This window comes from Bradyrhizobium sp. C9 (assembly GCF_002532045.1).
Taxonomy (GTDB): domain Bacteria; phylum Pseudomonadota; class Alphaproteobacteria; order Rhizobiales; family Xanthobacteraceae; genus Bradyrhizobium.
Genome location: NZ_NWTG01000001.1, coordinates 444596 through 463480, shown reverse-complemented (window position 1 = coordinate 463480; position 18885 = coordinate 444596). Strand labels below are relative to the sequence as shown.

Annotated in this window: 16 protein-coding genes; 7 read left to right on the top strand and 9 right to left on the bottom strand. The window is 63.9% G+C overall.

Features of this window, described 5'->3' with window-relative positions; genetic code table 11:
* Positions 1-94: 94 nt before the first annotated feature.
* Genes CO675_RS02055 through CO675_RS02040 form a run of 4 tightly spaced genes read right to left on the bottom strand, consistent with a single transcriptional unit; the run spans position 95 to position 4293 of the window.
* Positions 95-1309, bottom strand: coding sequence for an ABC transporter substrate-binding protein (locus tag CO675_RS02055; protein WP_097670351.1), 1215 nt, complete (start codon positions 1307-1309; stop codon positions 95-97).
* Between the two features lie 29 nt (positions 1310-1338).
* Entirely contained in the window at positions 1339-1923 is a 585-nt protein-coding gene (locus CO675_RS02050; protein WP_029078203.1) for an amino acid synthesis family protein, read from the bottom strand.
* Between the two features lie 16 nt (positions 1924-1939).
* Positions 1940-2848 carry a UPF0280 family protein gene (locus CO675_RS02045; protein WP_097670350.1) on the bottom strand — a complete coding sequence of 303 codons (909 nt, stop codon included), beginning with the start codon at positions 2846-2848 and terminating at the stop codon, positions 1940-1942.
* Positions 2845-4293: a 6-hydroxynicotinate reductase gene (locus CO675_RS02040; protein ID WP_097670349.1), complete on the bottom strand. Its 1449-nt coding sequence runs from the start codon at positions 4291-4293 to the stop codon at positions 2845-2847. The genes CO675_RS02045 and CO675_RS02040 overlap by 4 nt, the downstream gene beginning before the upstream one ends.
* Before the next feature lie 278 nt (positions 4294-4571).
* Between CO675_RS02040 and CO675_RS02035 the strand changes: the two genes are divergently transcribed.
* The 5 genes from CO675_RS02035 to CO675_RS02015 all read left to right on the top strand — a co-directional run bounded on the left by CO675_RS02035 (position 4572) and on the right by CO675_RS02015 (position 12063).
* The gene (locus tag CO675_RS02035; protein WP_097670348.1) at positions 4572-5039 is read left to right on the top strand and encodes a (2Fe-2S)-binding protein; all 468 of its coding nucleotides are present in this window, start codon (positions 4572-4574) and stop codon (positions 5037-5039) included.
* Positions 5039-8572, top strand: coding sequence for a molybdopterin cofactor-binding domain-containing protein (locus tag CO675_RS02030; protein WP_097670347.1), 3534 nt, complete (start codon positions 5039-5041; stop codon positions 8570-8572). The genes CO675_RS02035 and CO675_RS02030 overlap by 1 nt, the downstream gene beginning before the upstream one ends.
* Before the next feature lie 61 nt (positions 8573-8633).
* Positions 8634-9938, top strand: coding sequence for a nicotinate phosphoribosyltransferase (gene pncB, locus CO675_RS02025; protein ID WP_097670346.1), 1305 nt, complete (start codon positions 8634-8636; stop codon positions 9936-9938).
* Between the two features lie 45 nt (positions 9939-9983).
* The gene (locus CO675_RS02020; RefSeq protein WP_097670345.1) at positions 9984-11279 is read left to right on the top strand and encodes an O-acetylhomoserine aminocarboxypropyltransferase; all 1296 of its coding nucleotides are present in this window, start codon (positions 9984-9986) and stop codon (positions 11277-11279) included.
* Positions 11280-11283: 4 nt separating this feature from the next.
* On the top strand, positions 11284-12063 hold the full coding sequence (locus tag CO675_RS02015) for an alpha/beta fold hydrolase (RefSeq protein ID WP_097670344.1): 780 nt from the start codon (positions 11284-11286) through the stop codon (positions 12061-12063).
* An 882-nt stretch (positions 12064-12945) separates the two neighbouring features.
* On the opposite strand, the gene CO675_RS02005 is transcribed toward CO675_RS02015, so the two are convergent.
* From CO675_RS02005 to CO675_RS01990, 3 genes are all read right to left on the bottom strand, one after another.
* Positions 12946-13569, bottom strand: coding sequence for a PAS domain-containing protein (locus tag CO675_RS02005; protein WP_245452597.1), 624 nt, complete (start codon positions 13567-13569; stop codon positions 12946-12948).
* Positions 13570-14271: 702 nt separating this feature from the next.
* Positions 14272-14433, bottom strand: a complete 162-nt coding sequence (locus tag CO675_RS40850) for a hypothetical protein (protein ID WP_198964458.1) — start codon at positions 14431-14433, stop codon at positions 14272-14274.
* A gap of 1089 nt (positions 14434-15522) precedes the next feature.
* Positions 15523-15723, bottom strand: a complete 201-nt coding sequence (locus tag CO675_RS01990) for a hypothetical protein (protein WP_097670342.1) — start codon at positions 15721-15723, stop codon at positions 15523-15525.
* Between the two features lie 68 nt (positions 15724-15791).
* Here CO675_RS01990 and CO675_RS39740 point away from each other — a divergent pair, with 68 nt between their 5' ends.
* Both CO675_RS39740 and CO675_RS01985 read left to right on the top strand, forming a co-directional pair.
* Entirely contained in the window at positions 15792-15986 is a 195-nt protein-coding gene (locus CO675_RS39740) for a hypothetical protein (RefSeq protein WP_143278860.1), read from the top strand.
* 45 nt (positions 15987-16031) lie between these two features.
* On the top strand, positions 16032-16385 hold the full coding sequence (locus CO675_RS01985) for a hypothetical protein (RefSeq protein ID WP_097670341.1): 354 nt from the start codon (positions 16032-16034) through the stop codon (positions 16383-16385).
* Positions 16386-17320: 935 nt separating this feature from the next.
* Here CO675_RS01985 and CO675_RS01980 read toward each other — a convergent pair.
* Both CO675_RS01980 and CO675_RS01975 read right to left on the bottom strand, forming a co-directional pair.
* On the bottom strand, positions 17321-17533 hold the full coding sequence (locus CO675_RS01980; RefSeq protein WP_016842474.1) for a hypothetical protein: 213 nt from the start codon (positions 17531-17533) through the stop codon (positions 17321-17323).
* Positions 17534-17806: 273 nt separating this feature from the next.
* A complete protein-coding gene (locus tag CO675_RS01975; RefSeq protein ID WP_097670340.1) occupies positions 17807-18829 on the bottom strand; it encodes a S1C family serine protease in 1023 nt (340 codons plus the stop codon).
* Positions 18830-18885 lie beyond the last annotated feature (56 nt).

Below are 18885 nucleotides of genomic sequence, written 5' to 3'. Positions count from 1 at the left end.
ACTCGTGGAGACACCCCTCACCCCAACCCTCCAAGAGCGAGCTTCGCTCGTCTCGACCCCTTAAGAACGGGGAGAGGGAGAAGAAGCCGCAAACTCAATCCTTCGGCCGCAGCTTCTCGATTTCGGCATCACTCGGCAGATAGTCCGAGCCCTTGCGATAGGCGGTATCGACCATGATGCCCTTGCCGTCCTTCAGCGCGGTCTTGCCGGTGAAGGCACCTAACGTCGACTGGTGGTCGATCTTGCGGAAGGTAATCTCGCCGAACGGCGACGACATCGAGATGCCTTCCGCCGCCGCGATCAGCTTCTCCGGATCGCTCGAGCCGGCCTTGGCGAGGATCGCCGCCGCCGCCTTGATGGTCTGGTAGCCGACGATCGAACCGAGCCGCGGATAGTCGTTGTACTTGGCCTGGTAGGCCTTCAGGAACGCGTCATGCTCCGGCGTCTTGATCGAATACCAGGGATAGCCGGTGACGATCCAACCCTCCGGGGTCTCGTCCTTCAGCGGATCCAGATATTCCGGCTCGCCGGTCAGGAAGCTCACCACCGTACGGCCCTTGAACAGGCCGCGGGTGTTGCCTTCGCGCACGAGCTTGACGAGGTCGGCACCGAAGGTGACGTTCAGGATCGCCTCGGGGTTCGCCGCGGCAACCGCCTGTATCACTGGGCCGGCGTCGATCTTGCCCTGCGGCGGCCACTGCTCGTCGACCCACTGGATGTCGGGCCGTTTCTCCGACATCAGCTTCTTGAACACCGCGACCGCCGACTGGCCGTATTCATAGTTCGGTGCGATCGTCGCCCAGCGTTTTGCGGGCAGCTTCGCCGCCTCCTCCACCAGCATCGCGGCCTGCATGTAGTTCGACGGCCGCAGGCGGAAGGTATAGCGGTTGCCTTTCGACCAGGTGATGGCGTCGGTCAAAGGCTCTGCCGCGAGAAAGAATACCTTCTTCTGGTTGGCGAAATCGCTGACCGCGAGGCCAATGTTGGAAAGGAATGTGCCGGTGAGCATCGCGACGTTTTCGCTCGACACCAGTTCGTTCGCCGCGGTCTGCGCATCCGCCGGCTTGCCGCCGTCATCCTTGGAAATGACGACGAGCTTCTTGCCGTTGATACCGCCGGCCGCATTGATCTCCTCGACCGCGAGCTGCCAGCCCTTGCGATAGGGCTCGGTGAACGCCGGCAGCAAGGAGTAAGAGTTGATCTCACCGATCTTGACTTCGCTCTGCGCCAACGCGGGTGTCGTCATGGCGCTCGTTGCCATGGTCGCGACCGCGATCGCCAATCCCGCCCCTACGAAATAACCACGCATCCCGTCCTCCAGTTTTTCTTTCAAAGAGATTATCGCAATCCGTCTTCGCCCTTGACCTCGTCGACCGTCAGCCCGCCGACGCGCGGCAGCGGCCGACCGCTGTCGGTCACCGCCACCGCGACCATGATCTCGTTGGCCCGTGGCGCGTCGTTGATCTGCACCTCCATGCCGTCGAAATGGCTGCGCACGAAGGCGGCGTCCTTGTGCCCGAGCGGAATATCCAGCGTGGTGCCGGGCCCCGAGCGCTTCTTTGACGACGGGATCAATGCCGCCCCCTTCGAGAGCACCTTGCGCACCGGCGCGCCCATCTTGGGATGCAGGATCGCGGCCGCGTGCTCGAGCTCGCCATTTTCGCCGACGGCAGCGGCCTTGCCGTAGCTGTGCGCCTTGGCGCCGTCGATGCCGAGCGCGGCAACGGCCCGCTTCGAAAGCAATTCGCCGAGTTCCTCGCCGATCGCGATCAGCGGCGACAGGTCTTCGACATAACGGCCGGCAAACGGGTTTTCGATCACGGCGATCGCCGCGGCACGCCGGGTCGGCGGTGCGATGGTTTTGCCCATCTCCAGATGGGTCTCTTCGACCACGGTGACGATCTTGCGAATGACGGCGCTCATCTTGCCTCGCTCCCGGTCATGCCTGCGGCATGTGTTCTATCGTTTTTCCCTGAAACGCATGCGATGCCGACGCCTCAATCCCAGTTGCACCGACAATTCGCGTTTCGCCCAGTAGACGCAATGCCGCGCCCTCGATCAATCCCGACGTCAGGAGCATGCGCGCCCGCGCTGCACCCGCCTCGAGCGCCCGTTCGACCTCATGTTCCGCCAGATACCTGACTTCGCGCGTCACCAGCTGTGCGCCGAGGTCGCTGTCCGGCTGCAACTCGTTCGCCGGGACGCGTAGGATCGCGGAATGGCCCGGCAGATCGACCGCATTGGCGATCACGGTTGCGGCGGCATCGGCCTGCGATGCCGTCCGCGCCAGCACGGTGACGGCGTCGGCAATGCCGAGCGAGAAGCTGCGGCCATGCCGGCCGCTGGTCGCAATGCCGCGGACCAGCATGTCGCTATCCACGGTCATGGTGCGCATCATGCCATAACGGTCCGGTCGGTCCATCAGGCCGACGCTGAACTGTTCGCCATCGCCGAGATGTAGGGCGATATCGCCGCCATTGTTGACATAGGCGCGGTCGAGTGGTGCCGCCCGAAGCATCGCGCCGAGGATTTCTTCGGCGACCGAGCCCGCCACTGCCGCCATCGGCGTGATGAAACCGTCGGCGGCAAACGGCGCGACCGCCGCATGCATGCGCCGCGCGACCACGCCTTTCAGCGCGCAGTGCTGCGGATCGGCCGCGCTCCGCAACAAGGCAAGTTCGCCGCAGAGTTCGTCGAGCAGACCGGTGAAGCGCTCCGCCGCCGCCTGATAGGCGGATCGAACATCCACATCCCTGCCCTTGGCTTCAACGACCAGGTCAATGGGACCATCCTGCAAATGCAGCCGCTTGCCGTCAGGAAGAAGCGCGATTTGCGGGAGCCGTCTCATGCGCGCCGCCCCGGAAGGTACGGCATCGGCCGGACTTCGGCGCTATCGCGCAGCGACGACAGCGGCCTGACATAGTCCATATGGCCACCGAGCGCGGCGTAATCCGACAGCTTCATCGTGAATTCGATCGGCGCTACCAGCGCCGGGGTCGGCACATAGCCGAAGGCACCGGCCGGCATCTGCGTGACATCGACCATGAAGGTGATGCCGCCGCCGGGCCAGACATAGACCGGCGCGCCGCCGCTGGTCACCCGCGTCAACGCGTCCTTGACCGAGCGGGTCAGCCGCACCGGATTGTCGGTGACGCCGGCGCGCAGCGAGCCGCCGGCGCCGCCCATGAACAGCACGGTGCACAGCGCCGGCTCGCAATTCTCCTGGATGCGCTCGACCGAGAATTTCAGGTCCGCCGGCATCTCGGTCTCGATCGGCTTCAGCGCCTCGTCGAGCACGTAATAAGAAGCATGCTCGCCGGTGGTTGAGACCATCAGCATGGTGAGCCCCGGCCTCGCTTCCTTGGCATTGAAGGGACCCAGGATCGACAGCGGATCGGAGATGTTGGTGCCGCCCCATCCCGTGCCGGGATCGGCGACCTGGAAATAGCGGCCCGGCGTCGAACGGCGCCCCTTCATCTTGATACCGGTGTCGGCGATGTCGAGCAGCTTGCCGGCCTGGTGCTCGCTGAGCACCCCGGTGATGTGGTCGTCGACCACCACGACTTCATCGACCCTGCCGTGCCACTGCTTGGCGAACATGCCGATGGTCGCCGAGCCGCAGCCGACCCGCATCCGCTCTTCCGCCATGCCGTTGACGATCGGCGGCTTGCCCGCCTGCACCACCACGGTGGCGCCGCCATCGATGGTCAACTCCACCGCCTTGCAGTTGGAGAGATCCATCAGCGTGTCGCAGGTGACGCGGCCTTCCTTCTTCGAGCCGCCGGTCAGATGGTGCACGCCGCCGAGCGAGAGCATCTGCGAACCATATTCGCTGGTCGTGACATGGCCGACCGCTTCGCCCTCCGCGCGGACGATCGCGGTCTCGGGACCGAGATAGCGGTCGGTGTCGATCTTCAGCTTGACGCCGCAATAGGAGAAAATACCCTCGGTCACCACGGTGACCATGTCGACGCCGTCGACTTCCGACGACACGATGAAGGGCGCGGGCTTGTAGTCCGGATAGGTGGTTCCGGCGCCGATCGCGGTGACGAACAGTTCGGGATGACGGACGATCTTGCCGTCCCAGTCGCCGCTCGCCTGGAACGGCACCAGCTTGCCGCCATGCGAGACCGTGCGCTCGAGCACGACATGCGGATCGACGCGCGCCAGCGTGCCGTCGTGATTGGCATAACGGTCGCACGCGCCGGCCGCGCCCGGCTTGATGTAGCACATCACCGGACAGGCATCGCAGCGGATCTTGTCGCCGGCGGCGACGGTCATTGTGTCAGCCATCGTGACCAAGCCTGGACTTGTGGCGGCGGTCGATCATACTGCGCTTCCGCCTCCCTGCCTATATCGTTCGTATACGAATGATCCTGCGCGCGAGCCCGAGGCCTGTCAAGCGGGCTTTGCGATCAAACACTGCCATTCGCTTGCGCACCCTGTTCATAAAGCGTGCACTCGCTGCAGCGCGGCATGCCGCCGCTTGCACGTTTGTATACAAACGTTATCCTCATTGGCGGATTTGACGCTGACGCTGCAGCGCAAACATCGAGGGGAGAACCAGGGCAATGCGCCTGACCGTGAACGGCAGGAATCATGATGTCGACGCCGCTCCCGACACCGCATTGCTTTACGTGCTGCGCAACGATCTCGCATTGAACGGACCGAAATATGGCTGCGGGCTCGGCGAGTGCGGCGCCTGCGCGGTGCTGATCGACGGCGTTGCCGCGCGCGCCTGCGTGATTCCGATCGAAGGCTGCACGGGGCGCGACATCGTCACACTCGAAGGGCTCGGCAGCCGCGAGCATCCCGATCCGGTGCAGGATGCCTTCATTCGCGAACAGGCCGCGCAGTGCGGCTATTGCCTCAACGGCATGATCATCACCACCAAGGCGCTGCTGACGCGCAATCCCAATCCGTCCGAGCATGAGGTGCTGGAAGCGCTGCGCTACAATCTCTGCCGCTGTGGTGCGCACATCGAAATCATCCGCGCGGCAATGCGTGCTGCCGGCCACGCGCTCGAGGCGCGCGATTGATGACCGGTTCGGAGCAACGCAAGCGCGGCTCGCTGTCGGTCGTTCGCCCCGCGGTGCTCGGCGCGGAAGGCGCGTTCGAGACTTTCATCACCATCACATCAGACGGTTCCGTCAACGCCTATAACGGCCATGTCGATCTCGGCACCGGCGTCCGCACCGCGCTCGGACAGATCGTCGCCGAAGAGCTCGACGTCTCCTTTGCCCGCGTCGTCGTGATCCTCGGCGATACCGCCGTGGTGCCGAACCAGGGCGCGACGATCGCAAGCGAGACCATCCAGATCACTGCCGTTCCGCTGCGCAAGGCCGCCGCGCAGGCGCGGCACTTTTTGCTCGCGCGCGCGGCGGAGCGGCTCGAACTGCCCGCCGATGAGCTCACGATCGAGGACGGCCTGATCCGCGGCCACGACAACCGCAGCGTCAGCTATGGCGAGCTGATCGCGGATGAGACCATCCGGCTCGAGCTCGCCGACGACGTTGCAGTCAAGGCCGTCAGCGCCTATTCCGTCGTCGGCAAGTCGGTGCCGCGCGTCGACCTGCCGGCCAAGGCCACCGGCGAACTCGTCTACGTGCACGATGTGCGCGTGCCCGGCATGCTGCACGGCCGCGTCGTCCGTCCCCCTTACGCCGGCGTCGATGCCGGGCCGTTCGTCGGCACCAGCCTGATCGCGGTCGATGAAGCTTCGGTGCGCGATATCCCCGGCCTCGTTGCGGTGGTGCGGATCGGCGATTTCGTCGGCGTTGTCGCCGAGCGCGAGGAGAACGCGATCAAGGCCGCCGCGCAGCTCGAGGTGAGCTGGAAGCCGGGACCTGTTCTGACCAACCTCTCCGACATCGAGCAGGCGCTGCGCGCCAATCCTTCGACACCGCGCCAGCTGATCGACAGAGGCGACGTCGATGCCGCGATCAAGGCGGCGGCCAGGCCGATGCAGCGGACCTATGTCTGGCCCTACCAGATGCACGGTTCGATCGGCCCGTCCTGCGCGGTCGCCGATTACAGCGACGGCGCGATCCGGGTGTGGTCCGGCACCCAGAACCCGCACATCCTGCGCGGCGATCTGGCGCTGCTGATCCAGCGGCCGGAATCCGAGATCGACGTGATCCGGATGGAGGCCGCCGGCTGCTACGGCCGCAACTGCGCCGACGACGTCTCCGCCGATGCGCTGCTGCTGTCGCGCGCCGTCGGCCGCCCGGTGCGCGTCCAGCTCACCCGCGAGCAGGAACACGCCTGGGAGCCGAAGGGCACCGCGCAGCTGATGGACGTCAATGGCGGGCTCAATGCCGACGGCAGCGTCGCCGGTTACGACTTCGCCACGCGCTATCCCTCCAACGGTGCACCGACCTTGGCGCTATTGCTCACCGGGCGGATCGCACCTGAAGCGGCCGTGTTCGAGATGGGCGACCGCACCGCGATCCCGCCCTACGACTACGAGAACCTGCGCGTGGTCGCCAACGACATGCCGCCGATCGTGCGCGCCTCCTGGCTTCGCGGCGTCTCGGCGCTGCCCAACACGTTCGCGCATGAATCCTATATCGACGAGCTGGCCGCCGAGGCCGAGGTCGATCCGATCGAATACCGGCTGCGTTACCTGAAGGACAAGCGCGCGATCGATCTCGTCAACGCGGTGGCCGAGCGCGCCGGCTGGACGCCGCGCCCGGTGCGGCAGGAGCCCGGGGCGGAGGGCGACGTCGTGCGCGGCCGCGGCTTTGCCTATGCGCTCTACGTGCACAGCAAGTTTCCCGGCTACGGCGCGGCATGGTCAGCCTGGATTGCCGACGTCGCCGTCAACAAGGCAACCGGCGACGTCAGCGTGACCCGCGTCGTCGCCGGCCAGGACTCCGGACTGATGATCAATCCGGAGGGCGTGCGGCACCAGATCGAAGGCAACGTGATCCAGTCGACCAGCCGCGCGTTGATGGAGGAAGTGTCCTTCGAGCGCGGCGCGGTGGCGGCGCGGGAATGGGGTGCCTATCCCATCATCAAATTCCCCGACCTGCCTGCGATCGACGTCCTGATGTTGCCGCGACAGGACCAGCCGCCGCTCGGCGTCGGCGAGTCCGCCTCGGTGCCGAGTGCCGCTGCGATCGCCAATGCGATCTATGATGCGACCGGCGTGCGCTTCCGCGAGCCGCCGTTCACGCCGGAACGCATTTTGAAGGGATTGCGCGGCGAGCCGCCCGTTGCGGCCGCGGCGCTTCCCTCACCTGCGCCGCCGGCCAACCTCAACAGGTGGCAAAATCCGTTTGCGAAACGCGGCGGGGTGCTCGCCGGCATTGTCGCGATCTGCGCCGCGGCGATCGGGATCGGCGCGGCCGTCTTGCCGTGGCGCGCGATTGCGCCGATCGCGCGGCCGGATGCCTCGGTCTATTCCACTGCAACGATCGCGCGCGGCAAGGAGCTCGCGGCGCTCGGCGCTTGCGCCGTCTGCCACACGTCGGAGCACGGCATCGCGAATGCCGGCGGCCGGCCGCTCGAGACGCCGTTCGGCACGATCTATACGACCAACATCACGCCAGACGTCGACACTGGCATCGGCGCCTGGTCCTATCCCGCGTTCGAGCGCGCGATGCGCGAAGGCATTCATCGCGACGGGCGCCATCTCTATCCGGCGTTCCCGTACACGCATTTTGCCAAGACGAGTGATGCCGACCTGCAATCGCTCTATGCTTATCTGATGGCGCAGGCGCCGGTGCGTGCCGCGAGGCCGCCGAACGCACTGGCCTTTCCGTTCAACCTGCGGCCACTGCTCGCTGGATGGAATGCGCTGTTCCACCGGCCCAGCACATTCCAACCCGATCCGTCGAAGTCCGACATATGGAATCGCGGCGCCTATCTGATCGAAGGGCTCGGCCATTGCAGCGCGTGTCACTCGCCGCGCAATGCGCTCGGCGCCGAGCAGCAACGTGCCTATCTCGCCGGCGGCTTCGCCGAGGACTGGGAGGCGCCGGCGCTGACGTCGCTTTCGAAGGCGCCGATCCCTTGGAACGAGGATGAGCTGTACGCCTATTTGCGCACCGGCGAGTCCCGCCTGCACGGCGTTGCCGCGGGGCCGATGGCGCCGGTCGTGCGGGAGCTCGCCGCACTGCCCGATCAGGACATCCGCGCGATGGCGGTCTACCTCGCCTCGTTCAACGAGACCACCGATCGGCCCGCGCACGATGCGCTGGCTGCCAAGCTCGAAACCGCCACCGCCGTCACCACGGCCGCCTCGGCAGGCGCGCGGATCTATCAAGGCGCCTGCGCGGTCTGCCACGAGGTCGGCGGCCCGCCGCTGTTCGGCAGCCGGCCGTCGCTGGCGTTGAACAGCAATCTGCACAGCGACGTCCCCGACAACCTGATCCAGGTGATCCTGCACGGCATTGCCAAGCCGGCCGTGACCGATCTCGGCTACATGCCGGCCTTCAAGGACAGCATGAGCGACGGCCAGGTCGCCGAGCTCGCCTCCTTCCTGCGGCAGCAATTTGCCCCGGGCAGGCCGGCCTGGACCAATGTCGCCGCCACGGTCGGCCGTATACGGCAGACCATAGCGCGCTGACCTGCCATGTTCCGCCCGATACCCACTGGGCGGGCGGCGCGGGGCAGGCTAAGGTTCCCGCATGACCGTGACAGACATCGCGACCCGGACCTACAACCACGGCTGGCGGCTCGACCCGATCGTGCGCAGCCTGCTGGATACCGATTTCTACAAGCTGTTGATGCAGCAGATGATCCGGGAAAGCTATCCGGAAACGCGCACGACCTTTTCGGTGATCAACCGCTCCACCCATATCCGGCTTGCCGAGGTCATCGACGAGGGCGAGCTGCGCGCCCAGCTCGACCACGCCCGCACCATCCGCTTCAGCAAGAAGGAACTGATCTGGCTCGCCGGCAACACGTTCTACGGCAAGACGCAGATGTTCTCGCCCGATTTCATCAACTGGCTCTCGACCTTCCGCCTGCCCGAATACGAGCTGCACAAGGTCGACGGCCAGTACGAGCTGCATTTCCACGGGCCGTGGACCCACACCACGATGTGGGAGATCCCGGCGCTGGCGATCCTCAACGAGCTGCGCTCGCGCGCCGCGACCAAGACCTACGGCCGCTTCGCGCTCGACGTGCTCTACGCCCGCGCCAAGGCCAAGCTGTGGGCCAAGGTCGAGCGGCTGCGCAAGCTGGACGGATTGCGGCTGTCCGATTTCGGCACGCGTCGCCGCCACGGCTTCCTGTGGCAGCGCTGGTGCGTCGAGGCGGTGAAGGAAGGCCTCGGCCCGTCCTTCACCGGAACGTCGAACGTGCTGCTCGCGATGGACAACGACCTCGAGGCGATCGGCACCAACGCGCACGAGCTGCCGATGGTCGCCGCCGCGCTCGCCAACGACGACCAGGAGCTGCGCTGGGCGCCCTATCGCATCCTCGACCAATGGCGCCACGCCTATGGCGGCAACCTGCTGATCGCGCTGCCCGATGCGTTCGGCACCAAGCCGTTCCTGCGCGACGCGCCGGAATGGGTCGCCGACTGGACCGGCTTTCGTCCCGACAGCGCGCCGCCGATCACCGCCGGCGAAGAGATCATCAAGTGGTGGAAGCAGAAGGGCCGCGATCCCAAGGAGAAGCTGCTGGTGTTCTCCGACGCGATGGATGTCGGCTCGATCGAGGAGACGTTCCATCACTTCAAGGGCCGCGTGCGCGTCAGCTTCGGTTGGGGCACCAACCTCACCAACGACTTCGTCGGCTGCGCGCCTGATGGCACCGCGGAACTCGATCCGATCTCGATCGTCTGCAAGGTGACGTCGGTCGACGGACGACCGGCCGTGAAACTCTCCGACAATCCGGAGAAGGCGACCGGCATTCCGTCCGAGGTCGAACGCTATCTGCGCGTGTTCGGCAATGTCGGCCGCGTTCGCACCGCAGTTCACGTCTAAACCAACGCACCGATCACTCCGATCGACTGACCTGACGAGCTTCGCATGCCCGCACCCAAGCCGCCTGCCTTCGAAACCCTGAGCCTGCACGCCGGCCAGCGCCCCGATCCCGCGACCGGCGCACGCGCGGTTCCAATCTATCAAACCACGTCCTACGTCTTCCAGGATGCCGATCATGCGGCTGCGCTGTTCAACCTGGAACGTGCCGGCCATATCTACACCCGCATCTCGAATCCGACGACTGCGGTTCTGGAAGAGCGCATTGCGGCTCTCGAATGCGGCGTCGGCGCGATCTGCGCCGCAAGCGGCATGGCCGCGATGCATCTCGCCATCGCAACTCTGCTCAATGCCGGCGACCACATCGTCGCCTCCGCCTCGCTCTATGGCGGCACCATCAACCTCTTGGCGCACACGCTGCCGCGCTTCGGCATCACCACGACCTTCGTGAAGCCCCGTGCGCTCGACGAATTCCGCGCCGCGATCAAGCCGAATACGCGGCTCGTGATCGGCGAGACCATCGGCAATCCCGGCCTCGAAGTGCTCGATATCCCGGCGGTGGCACAAATCGCGCATGACGCGAAGATCCCGCTGCTGATCGACAACACCTTCGCGACGCCCTATCTGAGCCAGCCGATCGAACTCGGCGCCGACATCACGATGAACTCGGCGACCAAATGGATGGGCGGCCACGGCATCGCGATCGGCGGGGTCATCGTCGACGGCGGCCGGTTCGACTGGCGCGCCTCCGGCAAATTCCCGCAGCTCACCGAGCCCTATGCCGGCTATCACGGCATCGTCTTCGACGAGCAGTTCGGCAAGGCCGCCTTCATCATGCGCGCCCGCACCGAGGGCCTGCGCGATTTCGGCGCCTGCCTGTCGCCGACCAACGCCTTCCAGCTGCTGCAGGGCATCGAGACGCTCGGCGTCCGCATGGACCGCCACGTCAGCAACACCCATGCGGTGCTGGACGCTCTGACCGCGAACAAGGCGGTCGATTGGGTGCTGCATCCGTCGCTGGAGACGCATCCGGACTACGCGCTGGCGAAGCAGCTGCTGCCGCGCGGCGCCGGCTCAATCGTCAGCTTCGGCATCAAGGGCGGCCGCGCCGCCGGCAAGAAGTTCATCGAGTCCCTGAAGCTGATCAGCCATCTCGCCAATGTCGGCGACGCCAAGACGCTGGTGATCCATCCCGCCAGTACCACGCACCAGCAGATGGATACCGAGCAGCTCAAGGCCGCCGGCATCGGCGAGGAGCTGGTGCGGCTGTCGGTCGGCATCGAAACCGCTGAGGATATCATCGACGATCTCGGCCAGGCGCTGCGCGCCTCGCAAAGGACTTGAGCCCATGCAGCTTTCCGTCAACGGGTCAGACACCTTCATCGCCACCGGCGGCAAGCCGTTCGATCCCTCGCTGCCGGCTGTGGTGATGATCCACGGCGCCGGCTTCGACAGCTCGACCTGGGCGCTGCACAGCCGCTGGTTCGCCCATCACGGCTATTCCGTGCTGGCGCCGGACCTGCCGGGCCACGGCCGCTCCGCCGGCAAGCCGCTTGCGACCATCGCCGAGATGGCCGACTGGACCGCGGCGCTGATCACGGCGGCCGGCGCAGCGAAGGCGCGACTGATCGGCCATTCGATGGGCTCGCTGATCGCGATCGAGACCTCGGCGCGGCATCCGGACAAGGTCTCCGGCCTCGCCCTGATCGGCACCGCTGCGACCATGACGGTCGGCCCTGACCTCCTGAAGGCCGCCGAGGCCAATGACACAGCGGCGATCGACATGGTCTCGATCTGGGGCCTCGGCTTCAAGGCCGAGCTCGGCGGCAGCCTTGCGCCCGGCCTCTGGATGCATCAGGGCGCGCAGCGCGTGCTGCAGGAGGCCAAGCCCGGCGTGCTGTACAACGACCTCAACGCCTGCAACGCCTATCAGAACGCACTGACCGCCGCGGCCGCGGTCAAGGTGCCTGCGACCTTCGTCCTCGGCGAACGCGACATGATGACGCCAGCGAAGGCCGGCAAGACGCTCGCCGCCGCAACGCCGAATGCGCGCATCGTGGTGCTGCCGGGGGCCGGCCACATGATGATGGTCGAGCAGCCCGACGAGCTGCTGGCGGCGCTGCGGTAAGCCGCTGGCTCCTCCCCTCCCTTGTCGGTGAAGGTCGCGCGGATATAGTCCGCGCCGGATGACCGCCGCCAAAATATCGAAAACAACCCCATGCAAAGTAGCAGGGCCGCCGCCGGCCCTCGGACAAGCAGCTTGACACGTCGGGCAACTCAGCGATATCTTCTATTATTCCGAATTCTTGCGAACACCCAGCCCGACAGCGTAGGCGTCCGTCGCGAAGAGCGAATTAGCTTGCCTTGCGTTGAGTCCTTTTGCACTCTGATGCTAGGAGGCCGATCCATGAAAATGAAGATGATGACCGTCGCATGCGCTCTCGGAGCGGCCCTGGTGCTGTGTAACCTCGGGACGTCCGGTGCTGAAGCCCGGACGCGGAAGGCACAAGTCGTTCATGAACGAACGAGGGTCGTTATCCCGACGCCGGTGATAAGGCCGACTCCGTGGGATTATTATATTGTTCCACGATATCGCTATCGCCCTGAAGACGACCGGGTCGATCCATACGGGCCGCCCCTGGTGTCGTCTTGGGTCCTCTATGAGGGGTGGCGGTGGCCGTACTGGTGGTGAACAGCGATCACGCCAAATGGATCGCATTCCGGTGCCTCGGTAAGCAGCGGAAGATACCCGGACTGAGCAGTGTATCGACGGGGCGGCCAACTAATGCAACCGGCCCATGGCCGGGCTAGTTACTGATCATCGTCCAAGCGCTACCGGAACACTTGGACGGCGTCGTTGCGTTTGCCGTACCAGGCGACCAAAAATGAGCCGCCGAGGGGGCTCCTTGGCGGCTCACTTGGGGATGCGTTTGGGTTTGGGGGTAAACGCACATCTCCATCTACCAGCGCCTTCCCCTCATTTGTTGACCGAGATCAAGCAGAAGCCATTTTAGCTCTCGGATACTCGATGCACGTGCAGCGCAGTGACATCGACGACCCGATGCAGAATGAAAGCTAGATCGCCCGCTTCGTTCAGCACGGGGCTATTAAGAGGCTGCCAGTAGCGTTCGACGAACCCGCCGTTCGGGCTTCGCACGTCGTAGCGTTGGATTGCCATAGCATGCGGTTGACCAGTTTGGGCAACAGTGCGGAGGGAGGCAAACAGGTTCGCAACTCCGTCGGCCAGCGGATCGTCGGGATTATCGGGAAACACGTCAAACATCTTCTCCCCGGCAACCTTGCTGGGATCAATCATGGTCGCTGCGGCATACGCATGGTTTGACTCGACGATGTGCAGGCCCGGACGAGGATCAACCAGCAACAGCGGCGTAACCGCCGTTTCAAACTCACGTTGAAAGCGGCTGGTCAGTTTTGGCACGGGATGCGGGAATGCGCGCTCCCGCATGATTTGCGGAGTCGACTGCACCCCTGTCGAGCCAGCCAATAGGATTGCCAGCCTGCGTTTCGACACCAACAACTGCTCGCGGATGATAGCATGCGATTTCTCGCAGGACTGCTCAAACAGCAGGCGCTCGAAGTGGGCGATGTTCTGCTCTTCGATAAAGCGCTGCATGCTCAACTCTCTATCCAGAAAGCGGTTTCGTCGCTTCGCCCAGCAACTTGCCAGTCGAGCTATCGAGAAAATGCAGTTTTGCGCAGGCTGCGCAGACGAATGATTGGTACATGCGATCCGACGTATCGGCCGGAGCGGCGAGCCAATGCTGGACATTCATGCCGGTACTTGGACACTTGAAGATGATCGGGCGAGCCATGCCATCAATATGTGACGGGCTGACGGCCCGTGGAACTACGTATGTATACGTAGGCTATGAGGACGCTTTGGCGAGGTCCGGCGATCGTCGGTGCGGGGAACACAGGGTTTGCCGGGCTGGTGAGCAGGCAAGAAGCTGGCACAGGCGAATCGGTTTCGCTCCGGGAAATTCCCTAAGCAAACGAGCCGAATTTTCTGATCGGGTTGCCCCAGCTATAAATCGAACCATAATTGTTTTGCGGCGTTGGCGTGAGAGTAACCGCGCGCCGATGGAGCAATTGATGACGATCAAAACCGCTCGTGCGGACTTACTTGATGCGTTGGAGTGGCGACCAATAGCGACGGCACCGTTTGGTCCGGACCTTGAACTTGCTGTCCTTGACTAGGAGGGTACGCACGCGCTCATTTTTCCGTGCCGACGTGTTCTGCGTGGTTGGGTCAGATCAATGACGAAGGAGCCTGTCGACGCGTACCCAACCCACTGGCGTGACTGGAGCGGCCGCTTTAGCCCTCTTTTTTCACATCCTGTTTCTTGAGTAGAGCTGCGAGCTTCCGTTCTTCCTCGGCCAGTTCGCGCTCTATGACACGGCGCCTTTCTGGGTCCGTCTCCGTCTCGAGCAACTTCTTGAAGTGCTCGATGTTCGCGCGTGCAATCCAGTCAGGCATCGCAATCTTTGCCCAGCTTCATCCCTGCCGTTAAAGAAAATTGTAGTACCGCTCACGACCGCCGCAAGTTCCTTTTTTGGAAAGAGAACCCTCCTTTTGGGGGGGGCAACGAGGCACCGCAGGTATCGGCGCGCGGCGTCCCGCGCGAGAAGCGGTGCTTACCGGGTCCACCACTTGGCCGAGATTATCGGCTAGTTGCCCCCGCCTGCGACAAAGGCTCGCGATTTCTGCTTACAACGTGCCCGTTTTCCGTTCTTGTCTTTAGGTTCGCGCCACGGACGGCAAACTCGTAATCAAAAGTCGCCACGCCAGTTGAGATTATTTTTGCAGCCGGATCGATCGAGCGAAAATCGACTTCACCGTGGACCGTGCATATGTTCATCGCGACATCGATCTAACCGGCCATCTATCGCGCGACGGCTCAGACCAGCCCAAGACTTACGAAAACCCCGATCTCGATCAGCATGACCACAGCCGTGATCATCGTCACAAGAAACACATCACCTATCGTTGGAAACTGCATGGTTCGCCTCCAGTTCTCGCGATGACCAAAAAAGGCTACCGCCGAGCACGTGCGGAGGTTCTGACTTGGATCAATCTAAGACGGCGGCTCGAACCACGCGGTCATGGAGTAGCGTGTCAGCCCTTCGGACGAGTCGGCTCGACGATCGTGTTCACATCGACCAAATGCGGTCCCGTAGTCCTACGGTATTTGATGTAGCGCAACGAATGAGGTGGAAGGGGACCATTAGGGTTCGTTCAGTTGCGGAATGGGTTGCCGCGCGGGGCGGGACCCGGATTTGGAGCGCAACAAGGGCGGCTGTTGGGATAACCCCCTTACTAGCAGTCGCCCGAAAGAGGCCGCCTCGCCGGCGGCCTCTTCCTTCTCTGGTCTCAGCAATGGCTTGGCCGCTGTGCAGTTGCAAACTGATCTCACCTGCAGCATTTTTCAGTTTTGCTTGCGCTAGCGCAACGAAGTCGAGCAAGGAGGTTCGCTAGTTTCTCCGCAGAACTAGCAATTGTGTTGCGTCAGATAGCGTGATGGACAGGTACATAGCTCGCGCGAATATCGATCATTTTCTTGATCTCCTAGAGGACAGCGATGTCGGACTGCTGCGCGTTCAACTCGACAAGCTGAGCCACCATCCGGACCAACTGAAGTTTGTCGAGAGCAGAACAGACGATGGTCAGGTTCATTTCAACAAGATCAAACGTTTGCGAAATGGTCTTGCCGACCCGACGGCTCGCGCCGAGGCGGATGCCCTTCTTGCGGCACAAGAGGCGGTCCAAAAATTACTCCAAATCTGTTGCGAGCGGCTACGTGCCGACGCGCCTCACCAAGCCTTTGGAGAACCGCGATGCTGATCTTCTTACCGGAGCGGCTGCAACAATTGGGTCCGCCCAAGTGCATGGCGTGCGATATAGAACGAGAACTGATTGCCGCCGGGCCAACCGGCAACACGTATCAATGCCCGGCTTGCAGGGCGATCCTGCGGTTTGCCCTAGAAGCTCGCGAATCCGACTGGAACATCTCGGGCACACTTGTCGCGTGACCGCTGCGTTGTGCTGCCAATCCGCCACTTAATGTTAAGGCGAATTTGGTCATCACCGATCTCAAGAGGCATTTCCTGAAGCTGTGCGCCGACGAAGAGGTCGATGTCCAATGGTGCGACAATCCATTAAAGGCGCTTGCGCTGAGCGGTGAGCTGGAGTTCATTCGCACGCCGTGCATTACGTCGGAGATTGCCTATGCGGTCGCGATGCATGAGCTGGGCCACATCAAGAGCCGCAACCGATCCACCGAACAGATCGCGCGTGAACGCGCCGCGTGGGACTGGGCGCGACGCAACGCGTTGAAATGGACTCCGCGGATGGAGGCTTATGCGGCTGCCTCGCTGCGGTGGTACGAAGATCAGCCGTCAGAACCCGCAGGCAAACCCGACAACCAATGAAGGCCGCCGGGTGAACGCCAATGTCTCGGGCATGAAATGTGGCTCCCTTCCGCCCGGCTTTTGCCGGGCGGGCTATCCCGGGCGACTACGTTCGGGAAACCTGCGTAGGTCGTTGGGTCCAGCCGGTGAACTACGAGAGCGATCGAGTCGCCGAGCGGCGCGTGAAGGCGTAGTCGTAATTGCCCTCGCTTGCTCGATGATCTCCAGTGCAGGAACGATAACCCGCCGCGCCGAGATGTCGACCCCGCATTCTGCGATTGACTTCGTCGCGGTGGATCGGCAGCAGCTTTCAGGACCCGGGGCATCGTAACCAGGGGGAGCCGCCGTCATGGCAGGGCAATCCGAACCTGTGGCGCAAAGCGGCCGAGCTGCGTGCGGCGCTGATGCTAGTCGCCATGCGCAGCCTGACTTCGTGACTTCTCCTGCTTTAGAGTGCGCGCGGCAACCATGATCGCCTCAGCAAGCGTAGCCCGGATGAGCGAAGCGACATCCGGGGTCGACATGCAACGCGCAAGATCAATCCCGCATATCGCTTCGCTCATGCGGGCTACTTGCTACCTCCTGATCATGACGGATCGTGACTGGTGCTTTGCGACGCAGGGTTGGACACGGCTTTAGCACCGGCTGGCTTTTCCTCTGCCGCTTGTGCGAGCTTCCTCCATTCCTCGGCAGCCTGCAGCCAAGCTTCCCTCGCGCTCGCGGACGTGGCCTTGGCCGCCTCGTCTTCACATTCGGCGGCTTTCTGCCGGTATCGTTCAACGTCGTGCATAGGCATGCGCGTGGGCGACCACCGTGGCGGAAGAGCTCCAAGGTTAGCGCTGCGGCGCGCCGAAGCGCAGCCGTATGACTACGGTGCTCCCGCCAGAGAGCAGACCAAACCAACAACCGCGTGGCTGGGGGACAGCCCGGCAAGTCCTGAAGCTCTGCGACCCCCTCTACGACGGAAAGTCAGCAGACTTGACCTGAATGCGGTCGGCATGCAGCGACCATTCGCAAAGCCTTTCCGCTTCGCAGAATCGCTTCTTGGCGATCTCCTCGGCCTCACCCTCGGTCGGAGCGTCGATCTCAAGGATCCTCTGGCAAATCTCGGCCTGCCGACCGTTCTCGCCGAGCACATCTTTCATGAAGCAAATGACGAAGTGCGACATCGGGACCTCCCGCAACTTCTGTGAAGTTTGCCTCTTCTAAGCTCATCTGACGTGCGCATTTTTGACAGGGATCAAGCTCTAGCGGGATGTCGGTGTGGGAGAAGGTGGCGCGAAGCGTCGGGTGAGGGGTTCTCTCCACAGATGAGATCGTGGATAGAGGCCCCTCACCCCGCTTCGCTGCGCGAAGCGACCCTCTCCCACATCCGCCTTCGCCACGGCTACGGCGGACATGACGGGAGAGGGTGCAGCTCTCGCATGCGGACAGGATAATCCTCACTGCTTCGCAGGCTTCCTCCCGATCGGGTGGATGTCGATCGCGCGCACGCGGCCGAGGCGGAGCACGTCCATCGACAGGGTCCGGTCGATCCGGCTGTGATCGAGCGCGCGGATCAGGTCGTCGACACCGTGGATCTCGACGCCGTCGAGCCTGATCACGACGTCGCCGGGCAACAGGCTGGCGCGCGCGGCCGGGCTGTCCGGCTCGATCTGCATCAACAGCGCACCCATCTTGTTCTCGACGCCGGCGAGCACCGCATGCCGCCGCGGCACCGGCGCGGTTTGCCCGGCGACGCCGATATAGGCGCGGCGGACATAGCCGTGGCGGATGATCTCCGACAGCACGAACTGCGCGGTGTTGCTGGCGACCGCAAAGCAGATGCCCTGCGCGCCGTTGATGATCGCGGTGTTGATGCCGATCACCTCGCCGCTCGACGACACCAGCGGCCCGCCGGAATTGCCGGGATTGAGCGCGGCGTCGGTCTGGATCACGTCCTCGATGGTGCGCCCGCTGACCGAGCGGATCGAGCGGCCCAGCGCCGACACCACGCCGGCGGTGACTGTCGATTCGAAGCCGAGCGGATTACCGATCGCAACCACGAGCTGGCCGCGCCGCAAGGACTTGGAGTTGCCGAGCGAGGCATAGGGCAGATCGCGCGCGCCATCGGCCCGCAACAGCGCGAGGTCGGTGTCGGGATCGACGCCGAGCACATGGGCATCGGTGACGAAGCCCTCGGTGTCGCGCAGACGGATCTCCTTCGATGATCCGACCACATGGCTGTTGGTCAGCACGAAGCCGTCGGGCGAGATCACGATGCCCGAGCCGAGCCCGCCGCGCTCGCGGGCGCTCCGCACCTTCGGACCGGTCTCGACCCGGACCACGGCGGGCCCGACGCGCTCGGTGACGTCGATCACGGCATTGGAATAGGCGTCCAGCAACGCCCGGTCATCTTGCCGGGCAGCATCGGCCGTCGCCGCTGACGGCGTGTCAGCCGCGGTATCTGAGGTAAAATCCAGCATGGCGAGAATCCTTTGGTCCCCTCAGATGGTGACCGGCTCCCGCCGCCGCAAGTGGT